This is a genomic window from Streptomyces sp. NPDC034085, from assembly GCF_055575555.1.
The window spans coordinates 787,004-808,537 of sequence record NZ_JBVISL010000003.1; the positions used below are offsets into that span (position 1 = coordinate 787,004).

Below are 21,534 nucleotides of genomic sequence, written 5' to 3' on the forward strand. Positions count from 1 at the left end.
GAAGTTCCCGCCGCCCGCTCCGCGGCCCGTCCCGCCTCTGCTCACGGCGAGTCGATCTCGACCGGAATCCGAGGGGGAACGCGCGGTGCGGAGCCCGTGTGCGGCGCGGGAAGCGCCGGCCGAAGCACTAACCTCGCCCGCATGACGGCACTTTCGCATCACGGCAGCGGCCACGTCGCGCAGCCCGGCCGGGACGGGCTCACCGCCACCACCGAGGCCGATCCCGGCGCCATCGGCCCGGTCCGCACCGAGTACGCCCCCGACCCGGACGGGGACCCGGACCCGGGTGAGATCGTGTGGACCTGGGTCCCCTTCGAGGAGAACGACGGGCGCGGCAAGGACCGCCCGGTGCTGGTGGTCGCGCGTGAGGCGGGCGGGGCGACGCTGCTCGCCGTCCAGCTCTCCAGCAAGCGGCACGACGACGACCGGGAGTGGGTGCCGATCGGCTCCGGCCCCTGGGACGGCGCCGGACGGGAGTCCTGGGTGGACCTGGACCGGGTGCTGCGGGTGCACGAGTCGGGGATGCGGCGGGAGGCCTGCGCGCTGGATCCGGGCCGCTTCCGCCTGGTGGTGGACCGCCTGCGCGAGCGCTACGGCTGGCAGTAGTCCGCCGGCCGGCCGGTGGCGGCCCGCCCGCGGCAGCGGGTGGCCCAGCCGCCGGCCGTCGTCAGGCGCCGGCCGTCGGCCCGCAGGACCACGAGCGCGCCGCCTTCGAAGGCGATCCGGTCGCCGGCGAACAGGAAGAGCGGACCGGCCGGCTCGAACGCGTGGCCGTCGTCCGTCTCCAGGTGCCGAGCCAGGACCGCCCGCGGTACCGGCGTGGTTCCGTCGGCTGTCAGGCGCATGCCGCGATGCTCCCATGGCGGCCCCGTCCCCCGCGCGGGGGGCCGGGGACGCTGCCGCGGGCGAGGCGCGGTGCGCCGGCGGGCGCCGACGTTTTCCGCACCACCGCCCCCTCAGCAGTCGGCGAAGGCTGCGGCGAAGGCCTCGCGGGTGCGCGGGTCGCGGTCCAGGATGCCGAACACGACCCGTTCGAACGCCCCCGCGAAGCGGCCGGTCAGCAGCGCCCGGAAGGCCTGTGCCACCTGCGCCGGGTCGTTCTGGAACACCCCGCACCCCCAGGCGCCGAGCACCAGCCGCCCGTACCCGTGCAGGGCCGCCACCTCCAGGACCAGCTCGGCCCGGCGGCCCAGGGCGGCGGGGATCTCGTGCGCCCGGTCCGGCTCCTGGCGGCGGATCGTGCCCGCGTTCGGGGCCGGGGAGGTGAGGAACCCGGCCCGGAACGGGGTGTCCAGCAGTTCGCCCCGGTCGTCGCGGAACACCGGCACCCCGGGTGAGTGGATCACCCGGTCGGTGTAGAAGGTGCTCCTTCCCGCGCGGTGGACCGCGTAGTACTCCGGGGCCTCCAGGAGGGTCTCGTACAGGGCCGAGGCGCGGCACAGGGCCTCCTCCTGCGCCTTGGCCCCGCGTACGTACCCGCCCCCGGGATTGCGGGCCGAGGCGAAGTTCAGGACGGCGACCGGGCCCCCGTCCGCGAGGCGTCGCGCGGCGACCGTACTGCTCTCCCCCGTGACCTCGAAGACCGTCCGGTGTGTTCCCCCAACGGACGCTCCGTCTGGGATGACCCGGTTTGGTCCATATATTCTGGTTCCGGCCTTGGCATCCGCCAGGCCGGCGGCGAGGGAAACCCGCCGCCCCGACCGCGTCCGGTACCCCCCGGCCGCCGCGATCAGCGCATTGTCCCGCGCGATCTCCCGCAATCTGCTGCTCACGCCGCAATCCTGGGGCCAAAGCCGGGGCGCAGCAAAGGAATTAGCCCCCCGAGGAGGGGTAGGCACGGGTGAGATCACGGCCGACGACAGGAGACGAGGTTCCGGTGATGCCCGAGGACTCGCCCGCTCCATCCGCCCCCAGCGCCGAACACGACCCCTTGACCGAGGGGGCCGCCGAGGACCTGGTCCACGGCATCTGCTTCAAGACCGGTCCGCCCCGCCTTCTCGGCGCCGAGCTCGAATGGCTCGTCCTGGACGCCGAGCGGCCCTGGCTGCCGCTGTCCCCCGAGCGGCTGACCGCGGCCCACGCGGCCGCCGGCGCCCTGCCGCTGAACTCCCGGCTCACCGTCGAGCCCGGCGGCCAGCTGGAGCTCAGCTCGGCCCCCGCCGACTCGCTCACCGCCTGCCTCGACGGCCTGCAGTCCGACCTCACCGCCGTCCGCGGCGTCCTGCGCGGCCAGGGCCTCGTCCTGCACGGCCTCGGCCAGGACCCCCGCGGGCCGCTGCGCCGCCTGCTGGCCAGCCCGCGCTACGACGCGATGGAGGCCTACTTCGACCGTACCGGCCCGGCCGGGCGCGCCATGATGCGCAGCTCCGCCTCCGTGCAGGTCTGCGTGGACGCCGGCCACGAGGAGCCCGGCCCGCTGGGGTACGGCCGGCGCTGGCACCTCGCGCACCTGCTGGGCGCGGTCCTGGTGGCCGCCTTCGCCAACTCCCCCGGCCGTGACGGCCCGTACCGGGGCTGGCGGTGCGCCCGGCAGGGGATCTGGGGCGACATCGACCCCCGGAGGGCGCTCGCGCCGCCGCTGCACGCCGAGCCCCGGGCCGGCTGGGTCCGGCACGCGCTGGACACCGAGGTGATGTGCGTACGGTCCCCGGGAGACGGCCCCTGGGCCGTGCCGCGCGGGCTGAGCTTCCGCGACTGGCTGCGTACCGGCGGTGAGCGGCGGCCCACCGTCGAGGACCTGGAGTACCACCTGACCACGCTGTTCCCGCCGGTGCGGCCGCGCGGCCACCTGGAGCTGCGGATGATCGACGCGCAGCCGGGCGAGGACGGCTGGCTGGTCCCGGTGGCGGTCGTGCACGCGCTGTTCGACGACCCGGAGGCCTCGGAGACCGCCTACCGGGCGGTGAAGGCGCTGGCCGACGCGTACGGGCCGCGGTGCGCGCCGTGCAACCCCCTGTGGCGGTCCGCCGCCCGGTCCGGGCTTGACGACCCGGAGCTGCGCACGGCTGCCGCCGTGTGCTTCCGGGCGGCGGCCGAGGCGCTGCCGCGGCTGGGGGCGGGCAGGCACGTCCAGGACGCGGTCGCGGCCTTCGCCGACCGCTACGTGCTGCGCGGCCGCTGCCCGGCGGACGACGCCGAAGCCGGCATCGGAACCGGCGCAGCGACCACGACCGCGGCCACGGCCGAAGCCCCGACCGCAGCCGCAGCCGCAGAAGTCCGCGACACCGCCGACGCCGGGGAACACCGCCGGCGGCCGCCCGCCGCGAAGGGACCGCGCCCGTGACCACTGAGACCCACCCCGAGATCCACCCGGAGCTGCTGCGCGAGCGTGCCGTCGCCGCCCTGACCACCGCCCGGGCCCGTACCGCCGCGCTCACCGACGCGGTGAGCGACCGCGACCTGACCGCGCAGCACTCCCCCCTGATGTCCCCGCTGGTCTGGGACCTGGCGCACATCGGGAACCAGGAGGAGCTGTGGCTGCTGGGCCGCGTGGCCGGCGGGGAGTCCATGCGCCCTGAGATCAACTCCCTGTACGACGCCTTCGAGCATCCCCGCGCCGAACGGCCGAAGCTGCCCCTGCTCGGCCCGGAGGAGGCCCGCCGGTACGCGGCGGAGGTGCGCGGCCGTGTCTTCGCCCTGCTGGAGCGCACCCCGCTGGAGGGCACGGCCCTGCTCGACCATGGGTTCGCCTTCGGGATGATCGCCCAGCACGAACAGCAGCACGACGAAACGATGCTGATCACGCACCAGCTTCGGGTGGGTGCGCCGGTGCTGGCCGCGCCGGACCCGGACCCGCCCCAGGGACCTCCCCCGCCCGCGGCCGAAGTCCTCGTGCCGGGCGGCCCCTTCACCATGGGCACCTCCACCGAGCCCTGGGCGCTGGACAACGAACGGCCCGCGCACGTACGGGAGGTGGCCCCCTTCTGGATCGACACGGTGCCGGTGACCAATGCCGCCTACCAGGCCTTCATCGCGGACGGCGGCTACGGCGAGCCCCGCTGGTGGGCCGCCGAGGGGTGGGAGCAGATCAGGGCGCACGACATCGGGGCGCCGCTGTTCTGGCACCGGGAGGGCGGCCAGTGGCTGCGCCGCCGCTTCGGGGTGACCGAGCCGGTGCCCGATGAAGAACCGGTTCTGCATGTGAGCTGGTACGAGGCGGACGCGTACGCCCGCTGGGCGGGCCGGCGGCTGCCCACCGAGGCGGAATGGGAGAAGGCCGCCCGCCACGACCCGGCCGCCGGCCGCTCCCGCCGCTACCCCTGGGGCGATGCCGACCCCACCCCCGCCCACGCCAACCTGGGCCAGCGCCACCTGCGCCCCGCCCGGGCCGGCGGCTATCCCGCCGGGGCCTCCCCGCTCGGGGTGCGCCAGCTGATCGGCGACGTGTGGGAGTGGACGGCCTCGGACTTCCTGCCCTACCCGGGCTTCCGCGCCTTCCCGTACCGGGAGTACTCGGAGGTGTTCTTCGGCCCGGCGCACAAGGTGCTGCGCGGCGGCTCCTTCGCCGTGGACCCGGTGGCCTGCCGGGGCACCTTCCGCAACTGGGACCTGCCCGTGCGCCGGCAGATCTTCTCCGGCTTCCGCACCGCGAGGGACGTCTGATGTGCCGTCACCTCGTCTACCTCGGGCCGCCCGTGGCCCTGGAGCGGCTGCTGAGCGAACCCGCGCACTCCCTGGTCCACCAGTCCTGGCGCCCGCGCCACCAGCGGTTCGGCACGGTCAACGCGGACGGCTTCGGGGTGGGCTGGTACGCGGAGGGCGATCCCGTTCCGGCGCGCTACCGTCGCGCCGGGCCCGTATGGGGTGACCTGACCTTCGCCGACCTCACCCGCGTCGTGCGCAGCGGGGCGTTCCTGGCCGCCGTGCGCGATGCCACGCTCCCCAGCGCGGACGGGGAGGCGGCCGCTGCTCCCTTCACCTCGGGTCCCTGGCTGTTCAGCCACAACGGGGCCGTGCGGGACTGGCCGGACTCGGCGGCTGCGCTCGCCGCCGGCCTGCCGCCGAGGGACCTGCTCCAGCTGGCGGCGCGCACCGATTCGGCCCTCATCTGGGCCCTGGTGCTGCACCGGCTGCGGCAGGGCGACGACATGGGCACGGCGCTGGCCGAGCCGGTCCGCGAGCTGTCCTGCGCCGCCCCCGGCTCCCGGCTGAACCTGCTGCTGACCGATGGCGCCTCCGTCGCCGCGACCGCCTGGGGGGACTCCCTCTGGTACCTCGCCGATCCGGCGGCGGGCCGGGTGGTCGTGGCGTCCGAGCCGCACGACGACGACGCCCGCTGGTGCGAAGTGCCCGACCGGACCCTGCTGACCGCCACCCGCACGCGGGTCGCCCTGACCCCCCTCAAGGAGACCTCCCCGTGAGCGATTTCCAGATGACCCGGACCCTCGACGAGCACGCGGCCGACAAGGCGCTGCGCAGCGACGTCCTGAACGGCCTGACCCGCTTCCCGAAGGAGCTGCCGCCGAAGTGGTTCTACGACGCCCGGGGCAGTGAGCTCTTCGAGGAGATCACCCGGCTGCCCGAGTACTACCCGACCCGCGCCGAGCGGGAGATCCTGCTGGAACGGGCCGGGGAGATCGCGGCGGTGAGCGGCGCGCGCACGCTGGTGGAGCTGGGCTCCGGCTCCTCGGAGAAGACCCGGCACCTGATCGCGGCGATGCCCGCGCTGCGGACGTACGTACCGGTGGACGTGAGCGAGAGCGCCCTGACGGGGGCGGCCGAGGTGCTGCTGGCGGAGCATCCGGGGCTGGAGGTGCACGCGCTGCTGGCGGACTTCACCGGGCAGCTGCACCTGCCGGAGTCGCCGGGGCCGCGGCTGGTGGTGTTCCTCGGCGGCACGATCGGCAACCTGCTGCCGCCGGAGCGGGCGGTGTTCCTGGCGTCCGTACGGGCGATGCTGTCGCCCGGGGACGCGCTGCTGCTGGGCACCGACCTGGTGAAGGAGGAGGCCGTGCTGGTGGCGGCGTACGACGACGCGCGGGGGGTGACGGCGGAGTTCAACAAGAACGTGCTGACGGTCATCGACCGGGAGCTGGGCGCGGACTTCCACACCGCCGGCTTCGACCACGTGGCGGTGTGGAACCGGGAGCACGAGTGGATCGAGATGCGGCTGCGGGCCCGGTCGGCGGTGACGGTCAAGGTCCGGGCGCTGGACCTGGTGGTGCCGTTCGAGGAGGGTGAGGAGATCCTGACGGAGATCTCGGCGAAGTTCCGTCAGGACGGCGTGCGCAAGGAACTGTCCAATGCGGGGCTGGAGTTGACCCACTGGTGGACGGACTCGGCGGGCCGCTTCGCCCTGTCCCTGTCGGTGGCCGGAGACTGATCCGGGCCGGCGGGCCGCTGCCGCGCGGGTGCGCCCGCCGGCGGCGGCCGGCGCCGTCCGGCGTCGCCGTGGACGGACCGCTGCGCCGCCGCGGCGAGTTCCCGCCGGGCGGGGTGGCGGCCGGGCGGGATACGCGGCAGCAGCCGCACCTCGGCCCGTACGCCGCGGGCCCGGGCGATCCGCCACAGCGAGGCGGTCAGCGGGTCGTCCCCGACGAAGGCGGGCGCCCCGGCGAGGCCCCCGTCCGCCAGCCGGTACGCGATCCGCACGGGCTGTACGGGTACCCGCGCGTCCAGCGCCGCCTGGAACGCGGCCCGCCGGAAGGGGCCCTGGGCGCGTCCGCACCAGGTGGAGCCCTCGGGGAAGACGGTGACCCGGTCGCCGGCCAGCAGCGCGCCGGCGAGGGTGTCGACCGTGCGGGGCAGGGCCCGGATCCGGTCGCGTTCGATGAACAGGGTGCCCGCGCGGGCTGCGAGCCGCCCGAGCACCGGCCAGGCCCCGATCTCGCTCTTGGCCAGCATCCGGCTGGGCAGGACGGCGGCGACGAGCGGGACGTCCAGCCAGGAGATGTGGTTGGCGACGATCAGGCGGCCCCCGTCCGCGCCGGGCGCCCCGTGCACGGTGACCCGTATCCCCAGGGACCGTACGAGGGCGGCCGCCCAGGCCCGGACCAGTGCGCGCCGGTGCCGGGCGGGGAGCAGCCGGACGGGCGGGGCGGCCGCCACGGCGAGCAGGACCAGGGCGAGGGCGGCGGCGAGCCGGAGCACCGCGCGGGCGGCGCTCGCGCTCCTCCCGGGGTGGCCGGCGCAGGCACCGGGGGTGCAGGGCGAGGCCGGCAGCCAGCTGCTCATGCGCCCGGGGCGAGGGAGAGGAAGTGGTTCAGGTAGCGCGGGTTGGTCCGGCGCAGGGAGAGCAGCACGAACAGGTCGGCGCAGCCGAACCCGGCGTCGAGGGCGGGCTCCCCGCAGACCCACGCGCCGAGGCGGAGGTAGCCGCGCAGCAGCGGGGGCGGCTCCATGCGGCCGGGGACGCTGACGCCCTCGGGGCTCCACGGCAGGTGCGGGGTGACGCGGTGTTCCCGCGGGGCGAGGTTGCGGGCGAGGACGGTCTCGCGGGTGGCGGCGGCCAGCACCCCGCCGTCGGCGAGCGGGATCGAGCAGCAGCCGGCCAGCCAGTTGTGGCCGGTGCGCTCCATGTAGCGGGCCAGGCCGGCCCAGATGAGGGCGATGACGGCGCCGTTGCGGTGGTCGGGATGGACGCAGGAGCGGCCGACCTCGACCAGGTCCGGGCGGATCGGGGCGAGGGCGGAGAGGTCGAACTCGCCCTCGGAGTAGAGGCGTCCGGCGACGGCGGCGCGCTCGGGCGGCAGCAGCCGGTAGGTTCCGACGACCTGCCCGCCCTCCTCGTCGAGGACCAGGAGGTGGTCGCAGTACGCGTCGAAGGCGTCGGCGTCCAGGCCGGGCTCTGGCCCCTCCAGGCGGGCGCCGAGCTCTCCGGCGAAGACCTGGTGGCGCAGTCGCTGGGCGGCTCGGACCTCGTCCTCGTCGCGGGCGAGGCGGACGGTGTAGCGGGGACCGGCGGAGGGGGCGGCGGCCGGGGCGGGGGGTGCGAGGGGGGACGGGGACAGGGGGGCGATGGTCATGGCTGCTCCTGATCCGGGCACGGGGTGCCGGGCCGCAGGTGGCGGGCCCGGCACCTCTACTTGTTCCGTGACCGGCTGGATTCGGCATGACCGCTCGGCGGCCCCCGGATGTGCGGGGGCTGAACTCGGCGGGCGCCACCCGTCCGGGGCGGCTCAGCGGTCGGAGCTGAGGACCTGGCTGATGGTGTCGGAGGCCGCCTTCGCCGCCTGGCGGGGGTCCTGGCCGGTGAGGACGGCCGTCATGTACGGCTTGATCGGGTTCTTGGCCTCCACCTCGGCCCAGCGCGCGGACTTGGGCGTGGCCCGGCCCTGGGCGGCGCCGGGGGCCATGGCGGCGGCTCCGTCGTTGCCCTCGACCACGCGGGCGAGGGTGGTCTTGTTGGGGACGTAGCTCATGGTGCGGGCGAGTTCGGTCTGCCACTTCTCGCTGACCAGGGCGGTGATCACGTCCACGGCGCGGGCCCGGTGGCGGGTCTTGTCCGGGATGATCAGGTCGGAGCCGCCGGTGAAGACGGAACCGGCCTTCTCGGAGCTCTTGCCGGGGATGGGGAAGAAGCCGAGCTTGCCCTTGAGCGCCGGATTGGCGGCCTCGATCTGCGCGGCCTGGCCGGGCGGCGCGATGATCTGGGCGACGTGGCCGCGGGCGAAGACCTCGTACTGCGGGGGCGTCTCCTCGTCGGCGCCCTTGGGCCCGTCGCCGAGCGCCTGGAGCTGCTTGTAGAAGTCCATCCCGGCGAGGGCCTTGTCGTCGTCGAGGGTGCCGACCCATTGGCCGCTCGTCTCCACGGCGAGTTCGCCGCCCTCGTCCCAGACGAACCCGGCGAGGACGTACCAGTTCTGGCCGGGCAGGTAGATGCCCTGCTGGTCGCCCTTGTCGAGCTTCTGGGTGGCCGAGATCCACTCCTGGCGGTTGCGGGGCGGGGCCTTGATCCCGGCGTTCGCGAACAGGTCCTTGTGGTAGATCACCACCCGGTTGGCGGCGTACCACGGGACGCCGTACTGGGCCCCGTTGACGCTTCCCGGGTCGGAGAGGCCCTTGAGCCAGTCCTTGCTGCCCCATGTGCGCAGGCCTTCGAGGGTGACCTCGGAGACGCCGCCCGTCTCGACGTACTGGGCGACCTGGGTGTTGCCGACCTCGATGACGTCGGCGCCGTGCTCGGCCTTGCCGCCGAGGACGGCGTTGACCTTGTCGCCGATCCCCTTCCACTCCTGGATCTGCACCTCGAGGTCGATGCCGGGGTGCTGCTTCTCGAAGTCGGCGGTGAACCTGGCGATGAAGTCGTCGGACGCGCTGCCCTTCATCAGCCACAGGGTCACCTTCTCGGAGTCTCCCCCGGATCCTGCCGACTGGCCGCAGCCGGTCAGGGCGGTCGCGGCCGCGAGGGCCGTGCACACGGCGAGGAAGCGCATCTTCACGGGGGTCACCTTCTGGGGACGGATCTCAGATGGCTTGAAATTGGCATAGACCAATGGGTGGGTCAACCCCCTTTCACCCGGGATTGTTCACGCAAAGTTCGCGGACGGCGCCGTACTGGGGCACCGTGGAACAAGGCAACAGCGACGACTGGCGGGAGACCCCATGTCCAACCACACCTACCGGGTGACCGAGATCGTCGGCACCTCCCACGAGGGCATCGATCAGGCCATCCGGAACGGGATCACGCGGGCGGGTCAGACCCTGCGCAATCTGGACTGGTTCGAGGTCACACAGGTGCGCGGACACATCGAGAACGGCGAGATCGCGCACTACCAGGTCGGGCTGAAGGTGGGCTTCCGCCTCGACGGCGAGGACTGAGGACGCGGTCGGCGGGCGTCCGGGAGCCGGGCGGGCCGGGCGCCCGCCCGGCGGCACCGCGCGAGGGCACGGCCCGGCGGCACCGCGCGCGCAGGGGCGGCTCAGGTGCGGCCCTCGCCCTCCTGCGCGGCCTTCAGCTCCGGCGCCTCCGCGGCCCAGGTGGCCAGGACCACGCGGAAGCCGGCCGCGCGGGCGGCCTGGCAGACGAGTTCGTCGTCGTCGACGAGCATCCGCACCTCGCGGCCCCGGGCGATGCGCCGGAGCACCTCCAGCTTGGTCACCCTGGCCGGGCGCCGGTCCTGGTCGCCGCGCATCCACACCCGGCCCTCGGGCAGCCCGTGCCGGGTCAGCCAGTCGGCGGTGTCGGCCCGGCAGCGCTCCGGCCGGCCGGTCAGGTACACCACCTCGCAGTCGGCCGCGCTCTCCACCGCCATCGCCACCCCCCGGGCGAGGGGCGGATCGGCCGGTGCCGCACCGAAGAAGCCCGCCCAGTCGCGGGGGCGGCGCTCCAGGAAGTGCTGGCGGTGACCGGTGTCGGCGAGGGTGTTGTCGAGGTCGAACACGGCGAGCGGGCGGCGGGATGCGGTCTCGGTCATGGCCGCAGCCTAGACAGCGCACCGGGCGGGGGAATCACCGCCGCCGCAGGGTGTTGAGACCTGTGTGATCCCCAAAGTCTCGGTACTCGACCGTTCCCGCACCCGCGAGGGGCACACCGCCGCGGAGGCCCTGCGCGACACCGTGGAGCTGGCCCGCGCGGCGGAGGAGCTGGGCTACCACCGTTTCTGGGTGTCCGAGCACCACGGCGTGCCCGGGATCGCGGGTTCCGCGCCCACCGTCCTGGCCGCCGCCGTCGCCGCCGCCACCCGGCGGATCCGGGTCGGCACCGGCGGGGTGATGCTGCCCAACCACCAGCCGCTCGTGGTCGCCGAGCAGTTCGGGGTGCTGGAGTCCCTGTTCCCCGGCCGGATCGACATGGGGCTCGGCCGCTCGGTCGGCTTCACCGGCGGCATCCGCCGGGCCCTGGGCCGGGACACCGCCGACGCCGACCGCTTCGAGGAGCAGCTGGCCGAGCTGCTGGGCTGGTTCGACGGAAACCGGCGCGCCCACCCCGAGGTGCACGCCCGGCCGGCCGAGGGGCTGCGGGTCCCGCCCTTCGTGCTGGCCACCGGCGAGGGGGCGGGGATCGCCGCCCGGGCCGGGCTGCCGGTGGTGGTCGGCGACCTGCGGGGCCGCGCCAAGGCGGCGGAGGCGGTCCGCCGGTACCGCGAGGAGTTCCGGCCCTCGCCGTGGAGCGCGCGGCCGTACGTGGTGGTCTCGGGGACGGTCGCGGTCGCCGCCACGCAAGAGGCGGCCCGGCGGATCCTGCTGCCGGAGGCCTGGGCCCTCGCACACTCCCGGACCCGGGGCAGTTTCCCGCCCCTGCGCCCGGCCGAGGAGGTCGAGGCGCTGGAGATGACGCCGAAGGAGCGGGAGCTGTACGAGGGCGGCCTCGACGGGCACATCGCCGGCACCGAGGAGCAGGTCGCAGCCGCCCTGGCCGAGGTCGCGCGGTCCACGGGGGCGGACGAGCTGCTGGTCACCACCTCCACGTACGACCGGGCGGCCCTGCTGGACTCCCTCGCCCGGCTGGCCCGGATCGCCGGACGAGGGTAGCCCTCTAAACTGGGGCGAATGCACCACTCCCCCGCCACCCGCGCCGACGAGCCGGACGCCCCCGATCCCTGCGTACGGGTCCGCGGTGCCCGCGAGCACAACCTGCGCGGGGTCGATGTGGACATCCCCCGCGACACGCTGACCGTCTTCACCGGCGTCTCCGGCTCCGGCAAAAGCTCCCTGGCCTTCGGCACCCTCTACGCGGAGGCCCAGCGGCGGTACTTCGAGTCCGTCGCCCCCTACGCCCGGCGGCTGATCCACCAGATCGGCGCCCCGAAGGTGGACTCGGTGACCGGGCTGCCGCCCGCCGTCTCCCTGGAGCAGCGCCGCTCCGCCCCGGGCTCGCGCTCCTCGGTGGGCACGGTGACCCTGCTCTCCAACTCCCTGCGGATGCTGTACTCGCGGGCCGGGACCTATCCGCCGGGCGCCGAGCGGCTCGACTCGGACGCCTTCTCCCCCAACACCGCCGCCGGCGCCTGCCCCTCCTGCCAGGGGCTGGGCCGGATCCACCACACCAGCGAGGACCTGCTGGTTCCCGACCCGGAACTGTCGATCCGTCAGGGGGCCATCGCGGCCTGGCCGGGGGCCTGGCAGGGCAAGAACCTGCGGGACGTCCTGGAGGCGCTCGGCCACGACGTGGACCGGCCCTGGCGGGAGCTGCCCGCGCGGGACCGGGAGTGGATCCTGTTCACCGAGGAGCAGCCGGTGGTCACCGTGCACCCGGTGCGGGACGCCGACCGGATCCAACGGCCCTACCAGGGCACGTACATGAGTGCGCACCGCTATGTGATGCGGACCTTCTCGGACACCAAGAGCGCCACGCTGCGGGCGCGCGCCGAGAAGTTCCTCACCGACGCCCCGTGCCCTGTGTGCGAGGGGCGCCGGCTGCGCCCCGAGGCGCTCGCGGTGACGTTCGCGGGCCGGACGATCGCGGAGCTGGCGGCGCTGGCGCTGAGCGACCTGGACGACGTACTGGCGACCGCCGCCCTGGACGGGGAGGCGGCGCGGGTGCTGGCCGCGGACCTGCGGGCGCGGATCGCACCCGTGGCGGAGCTCGGGCTCGGCTACCTGAGCCTGGACCGGACCGCGCCGAGCCTGTCGGCGGGCGAGCTCCAGCGGCTGCGGCTGGCGACGCAGCTGCGGTCGGGGCTGTTCGGGGTGGTGTACGTCCTGGACGAGCCGTCGGCGGGGCTGCACCCGGCGGACACCGAGGCGCTGCTCGGCGTGCTGGAGCGGCTCAAGCGGGCGGGGAACACGGTCTTCGTCGTCGAGCACCAGCTGGACGTGGTGCGCCGCGCGGACTGGGTGGTGGACGTGGGGCCGCTGGCGGGGGAGCACGGCGGACGGGTGCTGTACAGCGGGCCGCCCGCGGAGCTGGCCGCCGTCGCGGAGTCGGCGACGGCGCGGCACCTGTTCGCGCCGGCCGCCTCCGGCCGGGAGCGGCGGCCCGTGCGGGAGGCCACCGGCGGCATCCGGCTCACGGGCGTCGACCGGCACAACCTGCGGGGCGTGGACGTGGAGTTCCCGCTCGGGGTGTTCACGGCGGTGACGGGGGTGTCGGGGTCGGGGAAGTCGACGCTGGTGGGGCAGGCGCTGGCGGGTGTGGTCGCCGGGCGGCTGACGGAGCCGGACTTCCCGGTGCGGCGGCTCGTGGAGGTGGACCAGAAGCCGATCGGGCGGACGCCGCGCTCCAACCTGGCCACGTACACGGGGCTGTTCGACGTCGTGCGGAGGCTCTTCACGGCGGCCCCCGAGGCGCGGGCGCGCGGCTGGAAGGCGGGCCGGTTCTCCTTCAACGTGCCGGGCGGGCGCTGCGAGACCTGCCAGGGCGAGGGCTTCGTCTCGGTGGAGCTGCTCTTCCTGCCCAGTACGTACGCCCCGTGCCCGAGTTGTGCGGGCGCCCGGTACAACCCCGAGACGCTGGAGGTCCGTTACGCCGGGCTGAACGTCGCGGAGGTGCTCGGGCTGACGGTGGAGGCGGCGGCCGGCTTCTTCTCGCAGGTGCCGGCCGCGGCGCGCAGCCTGCGGGCTCTGGAGGACATCGGCCTGGGCTACCTGCGGCTGGGGCAGCCGGCGACCGAGCTGTCGGGGGGTGAGGCCCAGCGCATCAAGCTGGCGACGGAGCTCCAACGGCTGCGCCGGGACCACACCCTGTACCTGCTGGACGAGCCGACGACGGGGCTGCACCCGGCCGATGTGCGGGTGCTGCTGCGGCAGTTGCACGGGCTGGTGGACGCGGGACACTCGGTGGTGGTCGTGGAGCACGACATGGAGGTGGTGGCGGGCGCCGACTGGGTGATCGACCTGGGTCCGGGCGGCGGCACGGAGGGCGGCCGTGTCACGGCCGCCGGTCCGCCGCAGCTGGTGGCCGCCTCGCCGGACGCCCGCACGGCCCCGTATCTGGCGCGGGCGCTGGGTCTCTAGGTCCTCCCCTGCCGGGTCCGTCTGGTCCGGCGCGCACGGCCCGGAGCCGTCAGGCGTCGCCGGGCAGGAGGTCCTGGGCGAGTTCGCGGAAGGCCCACTCGCCGCGCGTGCGGGTGAGGGTCCAGACGAGGTCGTAGCGGTCGGGCCAGGCGGCGGGGACGCCGAGGACCCGGTGGGCGCCGAGGGCGTGGACCAGGCGGGGGATGCCGGCGGGCTCCCAGCACACGAGGACGGGCGACCGTGCCTGCAACACCGCCCGCGCCAGGGCCGTTTCGGCCCCGGCCGCGAACTGCGTGCGTACGGGGACCCGCAGGGCGGCGGCCAGGGGCGCCAGGGTCTGCCGGCACCGGGCGGGGGCGGCCCGCGGTCCGCCGGTCGCGAACAGCGCGGCGGGCCGGGGCAGGCGGGCACTGTGGGCCGGGCCGAAGAGCCGCGGCAGCTCGTCCGCGCGGCGGCGGCCCCGGCCGGCGAGGAAGCCGGGGTCCTCGTTGCCCTCGTCGTCCTCACCGGTGGCTCCGGCGTAGGGCTTCTCCCCGTGCCGGATCACCATGACGAGGGCGTCCTTGGCGGCGGGCTGCCCGCCGTGGGCGGGGCTGCGGGGCCCTTTGCGGGTCGCGGTGTCGTGCGCCGTGCAGCCGGCCGGCGCCAGGCAGGCGAGGGCGGCGGCCAGCGCCGTGCGGCGGCGCGGTCCGGACCCGGCGGGGGCGTGGGGCATGGGGTCCACTCAACCCCACGCGCGAGGCCGGTCCGGGGTACGGCACGGCGTACGGCCCGTACGAGCGCCCGGTCGGCGGATCGGGTCAGCCGATCGGCCCAGGCTGTGGCCGGGGGCGCTCGTACGGGGTCGGAGCCGGGGCGGGCGCGGCGCGCGACGGTCAGGTTTTGCGCAGCGCCCGGAGCCACTCCTTGTTCATGGCGGCGATCGACGGCAGCGGGATGCCCTTGGGGCAGGCCGTGGCGCATTCGCCGGTCAGGGTGCAGCCGCCGAAGCCCTCGTCGTCCATCCGGGCCACCATGTCCAGTACCCGCGTCTCCCGTTCGGGCGAGCCCTGCGGGAGCACGTTCAGGTGGTTGATCTTGGCGGAGGTGAACAGCATCGCGGAGCCGTTGGGGCAGGCCGCCACACAGGCGCCGCAGCCGATGCACTCGGCGTGCTCGAAGGCGTGGTCGGCGGCCGGCTTGGGCACGGCCGTGGCGTGCGCCTCGGGGGCGGATCCGGTCGGCGCGGTGATGTAGCCGCCGGCCTGGATGATGCGGTCGAAGGCGCTGCGGTCCACCACGAGGTCCTTGACCACGGGAAAGGCGGAGGCGCGCCACGGTTCGACGTCGATGGTGTCGCCGTCGGCGAAGGACCGCATGTGGAGCTGGCAGGTGGTGGTCCGCTCGGGCCCGTGGGCGTCGCCGTTGATGACGAGGCTGCACGCGCCGCAGATGCCCTCGCGGCAGTCGTGGTCGAAGGCGACCGGGTCCTCGCCGCGCAGGATGAGGTCCTCGTTGAGGGTGTCGAGCATTTCCAGGAAGGACATGTCCTTCGATATGCCGTCGACCTCGTAGGAGGCCATGGCGCCGGGGGCGTCGGCGTTCTGCTGGCGCCAGACGCGCAGGGTGAGCTTCATGCGTAGCTCCGCTGGGTGGGGTGGACGTACTCGAAGACGAGGTCTTCCTTGTGCAGGACGGGTGCGGCGCCGGTGCCGGTGTACTCCCAGGCGGCGGCGTAGCCGAATTCCTCGTCGCGGCGGGCTGCTTCGCCGTCGGGGGTCTGGGATTCCTCGCGGAAGTGGCCGCCGCAGGACTCGGCGCGGTGGAGGGCGTCGAGGCACATCAGCTCGGCGAGTTCGAGGTAGTCGACGATGCGGTTGGCCTTCTCCAGCGACTGGTTGAACTCCTCGCCGCTGCCGGGGACCTTGATGCGGCGCCAGAACTCCTCGCGGATCTCGGGGAGGCGGGCGAGGGCCTTGCGCAGTCCCTCCTCCGTGCGGGCCATCCCGCAGTACTCCCACATGAGTTCGCCGATTTCCCGGTGGAAGGAGTCGGGGGTGCGGTCGCCGTCCACGGCCAGCAGCCGCTCCAGCCGTTCGCGGGTCTCGCGCACGGCTTCCCGCGCCTCGGGGTGGGTGTCGTCGACCGCGTCCCGGTGCGGGTGGCGGGCGAGGTAGTCGTTGATGGTGGAGGGGAGGACGAAGTAGCCGTCGCCGAGGCCCTGCATGAGGGCGGAGGCGCCGAGGCGGTTGGCCCCGTGGTCGGAGAAGTTGGCCTCGCCGATCGCGAACAGGCCGGGGACGGTGGTCTGGAGGTCGTAGTCGACCCACAGCCCGCCCATCGTGTAGTGGACGGCCGGGTAGATCCGCATGGGGACCTCGTAGGGGTCCTCCGCCGTGATCCGCTCGTACATCTCGAAGAGGTTGCCGTACTTCTCGGCGACCTTGTCCCGGCCCATGCGCCGGATGGCGTCGGCGAAGTCGAGGTACACGCCCTGGCCGCCGGGGCCGACGCCGCGTCCCTCGTCGCAGACGTTCTTGGCGGCGCGGGAGGCGATGTCGCGCGGGACGAGGTTGCCGAAGGAGGGGTAGATCCGCTCCAGGTAGTAGTCGCGCTCGTCTTCGGGGATGTCGGCGGCGGGGCGGGTGTCACCCTTGGCCTTGGGGACCCAGATGCGGCCGTCGTTGCGCAGCGACTCGCTCATGAGGGTGAGCTTGGACTGGTGGTCGCCGGTGCGCGGGATGCAGGTGGGGTGGATCTGGGTGAAGCAGGGGTTGGCGAAGTAGGCGCCGCGCCGGTGCGCCCGCCAGACGGCGGTCGCGTTGGAGTTCATGGCGTTGGTGGAGAGGTAGAAGACGTTGCCGTAGCCGCCGCTCGCGAGGACCACGGCGTCGGCGTAGTGGGTGTCGATCCTGCCGGTGACCAGGTCGCGGGCGACGATGCCGCGCGCCACCCCGTCGACCGTGATCAGGTCGAGCATCTCGGTGCGGGCGTGCAGCTCCACGTTGCCGGCGGCGATCTGCCGGGACAGCGCCTGGTAGGCGCCGAGCAGCAGCTGCTGGCCGGTCTGGCCGCGGGCGTAGAAGGTGCGGGAGACCTGGACGCCGCCGAAGGAGCGGGTGTCGAGGAGGCCGCCGTACTCGCGGGCGAAGGGGACGCCCTGGGCGACGCACTGGTCGATGATCTCGACGGAGATCTGGGCGAGGCGGTGGACGTTGGACTCGCGGGCGCGGAAGTCGCCGCCCTTGACGGTGTCGTAGAAGAGGCGGTGTACGGAGTCCCCGTCGTTGCGGTAGTTCTTGGCGGCGTTGATGCCGCCCTGTGCGGCGATGGAGTGGGCGCGGCGCGGGGAGTCGCTGAAGCAGAACTGGACGACGTGGTAGCCCTGCTCGGCGAGGGTCGCGCCGGCGGCACCGCCCGCCAGGCCGGTGCCGACGACGATTACGGTGTGCTTGCGGCGGTTGGCCGGGTTGACCAGCTTGGCCTCGAAGCGGCGGCGGTCCCAGCGCTCGGCGATCGGGCCTTCGGGGGCCTTGGTGTCGCGGAGGGGCTCGCCGGTGGTGTAGGCGGCGTATTCGGTGCTCATGGTCAGCTCACCACTCCGGTCATGACGGCGACGGGCACGGACACGAAGCCCGCGAAGAGGACGAGGGCCAGGGCGTTGGCCAGGAACTTCAGCGTCCGGTCGCGCCGGGCGCTGCCCGCGCCGAGGGTCTGGGCGGCGCTCCAGAAGCCGTGGCGCACGTGCAGGCCGAGTGCGGCCATCGCCACGATGTAGACGGTGTTGCCGTACCAGGTGGAGAAGGTCGAGAGGACGTTCTCGTACGGGTGGCCGGCCCAGGCACGCTCGTTGACGGTGAGCGTGGTCAGGTCGAGGAGGTGCCAGACGATGAAGAGCCCGAGGATGACGCCGCCCCAGCGCATGGTGCGGGTGGCGTAGCTCGCGCGGCGGCGCTTGCGGGCGTACTTCACCGGGCGCGCCTTGATGTCGCGGCGGCTGAGCTGGTAGGCGCAGACCGCGTGGGCGGCGACGGCGGCGAGCAGGACGACGCGCACGATCCACAGGGCCCACTCGCGGTGCAGGAAGGGCGAGCCGAGGGTGCGCAGCCAGTGGGCGTAGCCGTTGAACTCGTCAGCCCCGAAGAAGATCTTGAGGTTGGCGAACATGTGCACGACGAGGTAGCCGAGCATGATCAGGCCGGAGGCGGCCATCACGGACTTCTTCCCGACGGTGGAGTCCCAGAGCGTGCGCGTGGTGGACGGCCGTCGATCCGTCCGCGTTGCCAGAGCCATGCGATGACGGTAAGGACCGAGGTCCCGAGAGGTCCAAGACATGGTGGAGCTGATCGCGATAGGCAGGCCCTATGGAGGGGCGTACGCTGGCGGGATGCAGTTCCAGCAGCTGGTCTATTTCGTCGCCGTCGCCGAGACCCGGCACTTCACGCGCGCCGCCGAACGGGAGCACGTGGCCCAGCCGTCGCTGTCGCAGCAGATCAAGGCGCTGGAAAGGGAGCTGGGCGCGGAACTGTTCAGCCGGGCGCGGGGGAACATCGCGCTCACCGACGCCGGTGAGGCGCTGCTGCCGCTGGCGCGGCGGATCCTGGCGGACGCGGACACGGCGCGGCTGGAGGTGCAGGAGCTGGCGCAGCTGCGGCGCGGGCGGGTCCGACTGGGGGCCACCCCGAGCGTGTGCACGGGCCTGCTGCCGGCCGTGCTGCACGCCTTCCACACGGCGCACCCGGGCATCGAGCTGCTGATCGAGGAGAGCGGTTCGTTGGACCTGGTGCGCGAACTCGCGCGGGGGGTGCTGGACCTGGCCCTCATCGCGCTGCCGCTGCCGCCGTCGGCGCCCGCCCTGACGACGGTGGAGCTGCTCACGGAGGACCTGGTGGTCGTCTCGTCCGCCGGGCTGCCGCCGCCGGCGGGCGGCGGAGAGCTGGCCATCGCCGACCTGCGCGACGAGCCGATGGTGATGTTCCGGCACGGCTACGACCTGCGGGACCTGACGGTGGGGGCCTGCCGGGCGGCGGGCTTCGAGCCGGTGTTCACGGTGGAGGGCGGGGAGATGGACGCGGTCCTGGGCTTCGTACGGGCCGGGCTCGGCATCGCGGTGGTCCCGGCGATGGTCGTCGACCACGCCGGCCCGGGCCTACGGGCCACGCCCCTCACCGGCTCCCCGCTGCGGCGCACCATCGCCCTGGCCCACCGCACGGACGTGGCACCCCCGCGGGCGGCCCGCGAACTGAAGCGCATGCTGGTCGGCTGAGCGCCCCAGAACCAGCACACCGACGCCCCGGGGTCCCCCACGCCGCAGGCCGCGGCGGCAGGGCCGGTGCCCGTCCCCCGGCGCGCCGCAGGCCGCACCGCCCCAGGCGCCCGGGTCCGCTGCTACCGGCCCTCGACTGTCGGGCCTACCGGCGCCGGGCCTACTGATCCCGGCCCACCGGGCCCCCGGCCTGCCGGGCGGGCATGCCAGGCTGCGGGCCTACTGGGCAGACGCTTGCGCAGCGATCCGCCGCAAGCGTCGTTTGTCGGGTTTGCCGCGGGCGGTCAGCGGGATCTCCCGTTCCCAGAACACCGCCGTCGGCCGGTGCGCCGGGGCCAGCTCCCGTTCCACGAGGGCGCAGGCTTCGGCAGCCACCGTGCCGCTCGGTGCGCAGCCGCGCGCCGGCACCAGGAACGCGCAGACCTCCTCCCCGGTGACCATGCTGGTGCGTCCGACCACCACGGCCTGCGCCACCGCCGGGTGCCGGGCGAGCAGCGCCTCGACCGGCAGGCAGTAGATGTTGTCGCCGTTGACCATCACCACGTCCTTGACCCGGTCGTCGAGGTAGAGGTAGCCGCCGTCGCCGACGTGCCCGAGGTCCCCGGTTCGCAGCCACCCCTCCCGCAGCACCTCGGCCGTCAGCCCGGGCTGGTTCCAGTACCCGGCCATCACCGTCTTGGAGCGGACCCACACCTCGCCCGTGCGCCCGGCGGGCAATACCGTCCCCCGGGCGTCCCGTACCTGGACCTCCACGCCCGGGACGGGGCGCCCCACGGACGCCAGCAGCTCCGGCCGGCCGGCGACCCCCGCGTCGTGGTCGGCGGGGGTGAGCCGGCTGATGACCGCCGACTCGTTCGTCCCGTAGCCCTGGCGCCACCGCACGCCCCAGCGGGTCACCGCCTCGCCCAGGCGCTCCGGAAGCACGGGCGCGTCGCCGTACGAGACCCCCTCCAGCCCCGGGATCCCGGCCGCCGTGACCGGGTCGTCCAGCAGCCGGTAGACCATCGAAGCCGTCAGGTAGGTGGACACCCGCCCCAGTCGCCGGCAGGCAGCCGCGAACTCCCGCGGCTCGAAGGGGTCGAGGATCTCCACCCTCCCTCCGGCCAGCAGCTGCTCCAGGCTCCGCCCGCCGGACCGCTGGGCGAGGGTGGTGACCGAGAGGTACGCCGCTCCCGTCCAGCCGGTCCCCCGGCCGCTGTCACGCGCGGCCATCGCGCGGAACGTCGAGGCCACGCCCTTGGGCCGCCCCGTGGTCCCGCCGGTGTACGTGACGCGGGCGATGTCGTCCTCCCCGGCCCGCACCGGCATCGGGGCGCCGTCCCGGCCGGCCGCGGCTGCGAGCAGATCGTCCAGGCCGAGCCGCGGGGCACGGGCCGGCGGCACCGGGACGTCGTGCACCACCAGGTCCGGCCGGCAGTCCCGCAGGATGAAGTCGAGGCCGTGGACGGCCGGACCGGTCACCACCTGGGTCAGCCGCGCACCCAGCACGTGCGCGGCAAGCCGCACCAGCAGCACCTCCGGCCGGTTGCGGCCCGTCACACAGGCCAGGCCGCTGCCCCGGCCGACTCCCGCGTCGTCCAGCGCTCCGGCCAGCTGGTAGACGGCGTCCAGCACCTCGGAGAACCGCAGGACATCGGCCCCGGCGCCGATCGCCGGCCGCTCCGCGTACCGCTCCAACGCCTCGATCAGCCCGGTGACATACCTGGCACCCATCCGCACTCCCGCCTCGGTGATCCCTTTCCAGCGCTCCTGTCCCCGATGTCAGGAGGGTATGAGCGGGCCGAGGGCCTGGTCGATTCCGTCGGCGAGCATGGCGAAGGCGTGGTCGGCTTCGGCGACGGCGGCGGGATAGGCCTCGTCGGCGCTCTGGCCGGCCGAGAGTCGGCGCCAGTTCTCCCGGCCCAGCTCCTGGCGGACCGTCACCAGGTGCAGCGCCGCCAGGCGGGCGGTGAACGCGGGGACCGTCTCCGCCTCCAGCACCGCCGCTAGCAGTTCCACCTCGCGCGCCGTGTAGTGGGCGAGCCGGGTCTCCAGGCTGGCGGTGGAGTACAGCAACTCCTGGAAGGCAAGGACGTTCGGGTGGTCGCAGAGCCCGGTGATCGGGTCCCGCTCGGCGAGGGCCGCCAGGAAGTGCTCGTGCACCGCCCGTACCGGGGAGCGGCCGGCCGGGCGGTCGCGCACGATGCGCGCCGCCTCGTCCTGGTGGTCGGCGAACCGGTCGAGCACCAGGTCCTCCTTGCTCGGGAAGTACCGGAACAGGGTGGGTTTGGAGACCTCGGCCGCGGCGGCGACGTCGGCCACCGACACGGCGTCGAAGCCCCGTTCCAGGAAGAGTTCCAGCGCCGTGGCCGCCAGCTGGCGGCGCGTGCGCAGTTTCTTGCTCTCGCGCAGACCCGTCGTGTTGTCCATGCGTCCACCGTAACACCAAAACACAACCAAGTAAATTTCGTTAC

21 protein-coding genes are annotated in these 21,534 nt (G+C 74.3%); 9 read left to right on the forward strand and 12 right to left on the reverse strand.

The window, feature by feature from the left end; genetic code table 11:
- The first annotated feature begins 141 nt into the window (after positions 1-141).
- Positions 142-606: a type II toxin-antitoxin system PemK/MazF family toxin gene (locus tag ACZ501_RS13860; protein WP_361608244.1), complete on the forward strand. Its 465-nt coding sequence runs from the start codon at positions 142-144 to the stop codon at positions 604-606.
- On the opposite strand, the gene ACZ501_RS13865 is transcribed toward ACZ501_RS13860, so the two are convergent.
- The gene (locus ACZ501_RS13865) at positions 591-845 is read right to left on the reverse strand and encodes a hypothetical protein (RefSeq protein ID WP_361608242.1); all 255 of its coding nucleotides are present in this window, start codon (positions 843-845) and stop codon (positions 591-593) included. The two genes, ACZ501_RS13860 and ACZ501_RS13865, sit on opposite strands and share 16 nt — an antisense overlap.
- A 111-nt stretch (positions 846-956) precedes the next feature.
- On the reverse strand, positions 957-1,772 hold the full coding sequence (locus ACZ501_RS13870; RefSeq protein WP_468795150.1) for a TIGR02452 family protein: 816 nt from the start codon (positions 1,770-1,772) through the stop codon (positions 957-959).
- 107 nt (positions 1,773-1,879) lie between these two features.
- Here ACZ501_RS13870 and egtA point away from each other — a divergent pair, with 107 nt between their 5' ends.
- From egtA to egtD, 4 genes are read left to right on the forward strand one after another with little or no spacing between them, the layout of a single operon-like run.
- A complete protein-coding gene (egtA, locus tag ACZ501_RS13875; protein ID WP_468795153.1) occupies positions 1,880-3,283 on the forward strand; it encodes an ergothioneine biosynthesis glutamate--cysteine ligase EgtA in 1,404 nt (467 codons plus the stop codon).
- Positions 3,280-4,602: an ergothioneine biosynthesis protein EgtB gene (gene egtB / locus ACZ501_RS13880; protein WP_468795156.1), complete on the forward strand. Its 1,323-nt coding sequence runs from the start codon at positions 3,280-3,282 to the stop codon at positions 4,600-4,602. Before egtA ends, egtB begins: the two co-directional genes overlap by 4 nt.
- Positions 4,602-5,360, forward strand: a complete 759-nt coding sequence (egtC, locus tag ACZ501_RS13885; protein WP_468795159.1) for an ergothioneine biosynthesis protein EgtC — start codon at positions 4,602-4,604, stop codon at positions 5,358-5,360. Before egtB ends, egtC begins: the two co-directional genes overlap by 1 nt.
- The gene (gene egtD / locus ACZ501_RS13890; RefSeq protein ID WP_468795162.1) at positions 5,357-6,322 is read left to right on the forward strand and encodes an L-histidine N(alpha)-methyltransferase; all 966 of its coding nucleotides are present in this window, start codon (positions 5,357-5,359) and stop codon (positions 6,320-6,322) included. Before egtC ends, egtD begins: the two co-directional genes overlap by 4 nt.
- On the opposite strand, the gene ACZ501_RS13895 is transcribed toward egtD, so the two are convergent.
- From ACZ501_RS13895 to ACZ501_RS13905, 3 genes are all read right to left on the reverse strand, one after another.
- Positions 6,214-7,173, reverse strand: a complete 960-nt coding sequence (locus tag ACZ501_RS13895; protein WP_468795165.1) for a lysophospholipid acyltransferase family protein — start codon at positions 7,171-7,173, stop codon at positions 6,214-6,216. The genes egtD and ACZ501_RS13895 overlap by 109 nt on opposite strands.
- The gene (locus ACZ501_RS13900; RefSeq protein ID WP_361605460.1) at positions 7,170-7,964 is read right to left on the reverse strand and encodes a GNAT family N-acetyltransferase; all 795 of its coding nucleotides are present in this window, start codon (positions 7,962-7,964) and stop codon (positions 7,170-7,172) included. The genes ACZ501_RS13895 and ACZ501_RS13900 overlap by 4 nt, the downstream gene beginning before the upstream one ends.
- Positions 7,965-8,117: 153 nt before the next feature.
- Positions 8,118-9,380 (reverse strand): extracellular solute-binding protein, encoded by a 1,263-nt coding sequence (locus ACZ501_RS13905; RefSeq protein WP_468795168.1) that lies wholly within the window; start codon positions 9,378-9,380, stop codon positions 8,118-8,120.
- 163 nt (positions 9,381-9,543) lie between these two features.
- Here ACZ501_RS13905 and ACZ501_RS13910 point away from each other — a divergent pair, with 163 nt between their 5' ends.
- Positions 9,544-9,759 carry a dodecin gene (locus ACZ501_RS13910; protein ID WP_361605463.1) on the forward strand — a complete coding sequence of 72 codons (216 nt, stop codon included), beginning with the start codon at positions 9,544-9,546 and terminating at the stop codon, positions 9,757-9,759.
- Positions 9,760-9,860: 101 nt separating this feature from the next.
- Here ACZ501_RS13910 and ACZ501_RS13915 read toward each other — a convergent pair whose 3' ends face one another.
- Entirely contained in the window at positions 9,861-10,355 is a 495-nt protein-coding gene (locus ACZ501_RS13915; protein WP_361605466.1) for a phosphatase domain-containing protein, read from the reverse strand.
- Positions 10,356-10,419: 64 nt separating this feature from the next.
- Here ACZ501_RS13915 and ACZ501_RS13920 point away from each other — a divergent pair, with 64 nt between their 5' ends.
- Entirely contained in the window at positions 10,420-11,412 is a 993-nt protein-coding gene (locus tag ACZ501_RS13920; protein ID WP_468795171.1) for an LLM class flavin-dependent oxidoreductase, read from the forward strand.
- Positions 11,413-11,430: 18 nt separating this feature from the next.
- Positions 11,431-13,836: an excinuclease ABC subunit UvrA gene (locus ACZ501_RS13925; RefSeq protein WP_468795174.1), complete on the forward strand. Its 2,406-nt coding sequence runs from the start codon at positions 11,431-11,433 to the stop codon at positions 13,834-13,836.
- Between the two features lie 49 nt (positions 13,837-13,885).
- On the opposite strand, the gene ACZ501_RS13930 is transcribed toward ACZ501_RS13925, so the two are convergent.
- From ACZ501_RS13930 to ACZ501_RS13945, 4 genes are all read right to left on the reverse strand, one after another.
- Positions 13,886-14,551, reverse strand: coding sequence for a hypothetical protein (locus tag ACZ501_RS13930; protein ID WP_468795178.1), 666 nt, complete (start codon positions 14,549-14,551; stop codon positions 13,886-13,888).
- Between the two features lie 160 nt (positions 14,552-14,711).
- On the reverse strand, positions 14,712-15,452 hold the full coding sequence (locus ACZ501_RS13935) for a succinate dehydrogenase/fumarate reductase iron-sulfur subunit (protein ID WP_468795181.1): 741 nt from the start codon (positions 15,450-15,452) through the stop codon (positions 14,712-14,714).
- Positions 15,449-17,401 carry a fumarate reductase/succinate dehydrogenase flavoprotein subunit gene (locus tag ACZ501_RS13940; RefSeq protein WP_361605481.1) on the reverse strand — a complete coding sequence of 651 codons (1,953 nt, stop codon included), beginning with the start codon at positions 17,399-17,401 and terminating at the stop codon, positions 15,449-15,451. Before ACZ501_RS13940 ends, ACZ501_RS13935 begins: the two co-directional genes overlap by 4 nt.
- A gap of 2 nt (positions 17,402-17,403) precedes the next feature.
- Positions 17,404-18,108, reverse strand: a complete 705-nt coding sequence (locus ACZ501_RS13945; protein WP_468795184.1) for a succinate dehydrogenase — start codon at positions 18,106-18,108, stop codon at positions 17,404-17,406.
- Between the two features lie 94 nt (positions 18,109-18,202).
- On the opposite strand from ACZ501_RS13945, the gene ACZ501_RS13950 reads away from it, so the two are divergent.
- Positions 18,203-19,081, forward strand: coding sequence for a LysR family transcriptional regulator (locus tag ACZ501_RS13950; RefSeq protein ID WP_468795187.1), 879 nt, complete (start codon positions 18,203-18,205; stop codon positions 19,079-19,081).
- Positions 19,082-19,300: 219 nt separating this feature from the next.
- Here the strand turns inward: ACZ501_RS13950 and ACZ501_RS13955 are convergent, their stop codons facing one another.
- Entirely contained in the window at positions 19,301-20,794 is a 1,494-nt protein-coding gene (locus tag ACZ501_RS13955; RefSeq protein WP_468795191.1) for an AMP-binding protein, read from the reverse strand.
- Positions 20,795-20,842: 48 nt separating this feature from the next.
- Positions 20,843-21,490: a TetR/AcrR family transcriptional regulator gene (locus ACZ501_RS13960; RefSeq protein ID WP_468795194.1), complete on the reverse strand. Its 648-nt coding sequence runs from the start codon at positions 21,488-21,490 to the stop codon at positions 20,843-20,845.
- Positions 21,491-21,534 lie beyond the last annotated feature (44 nt).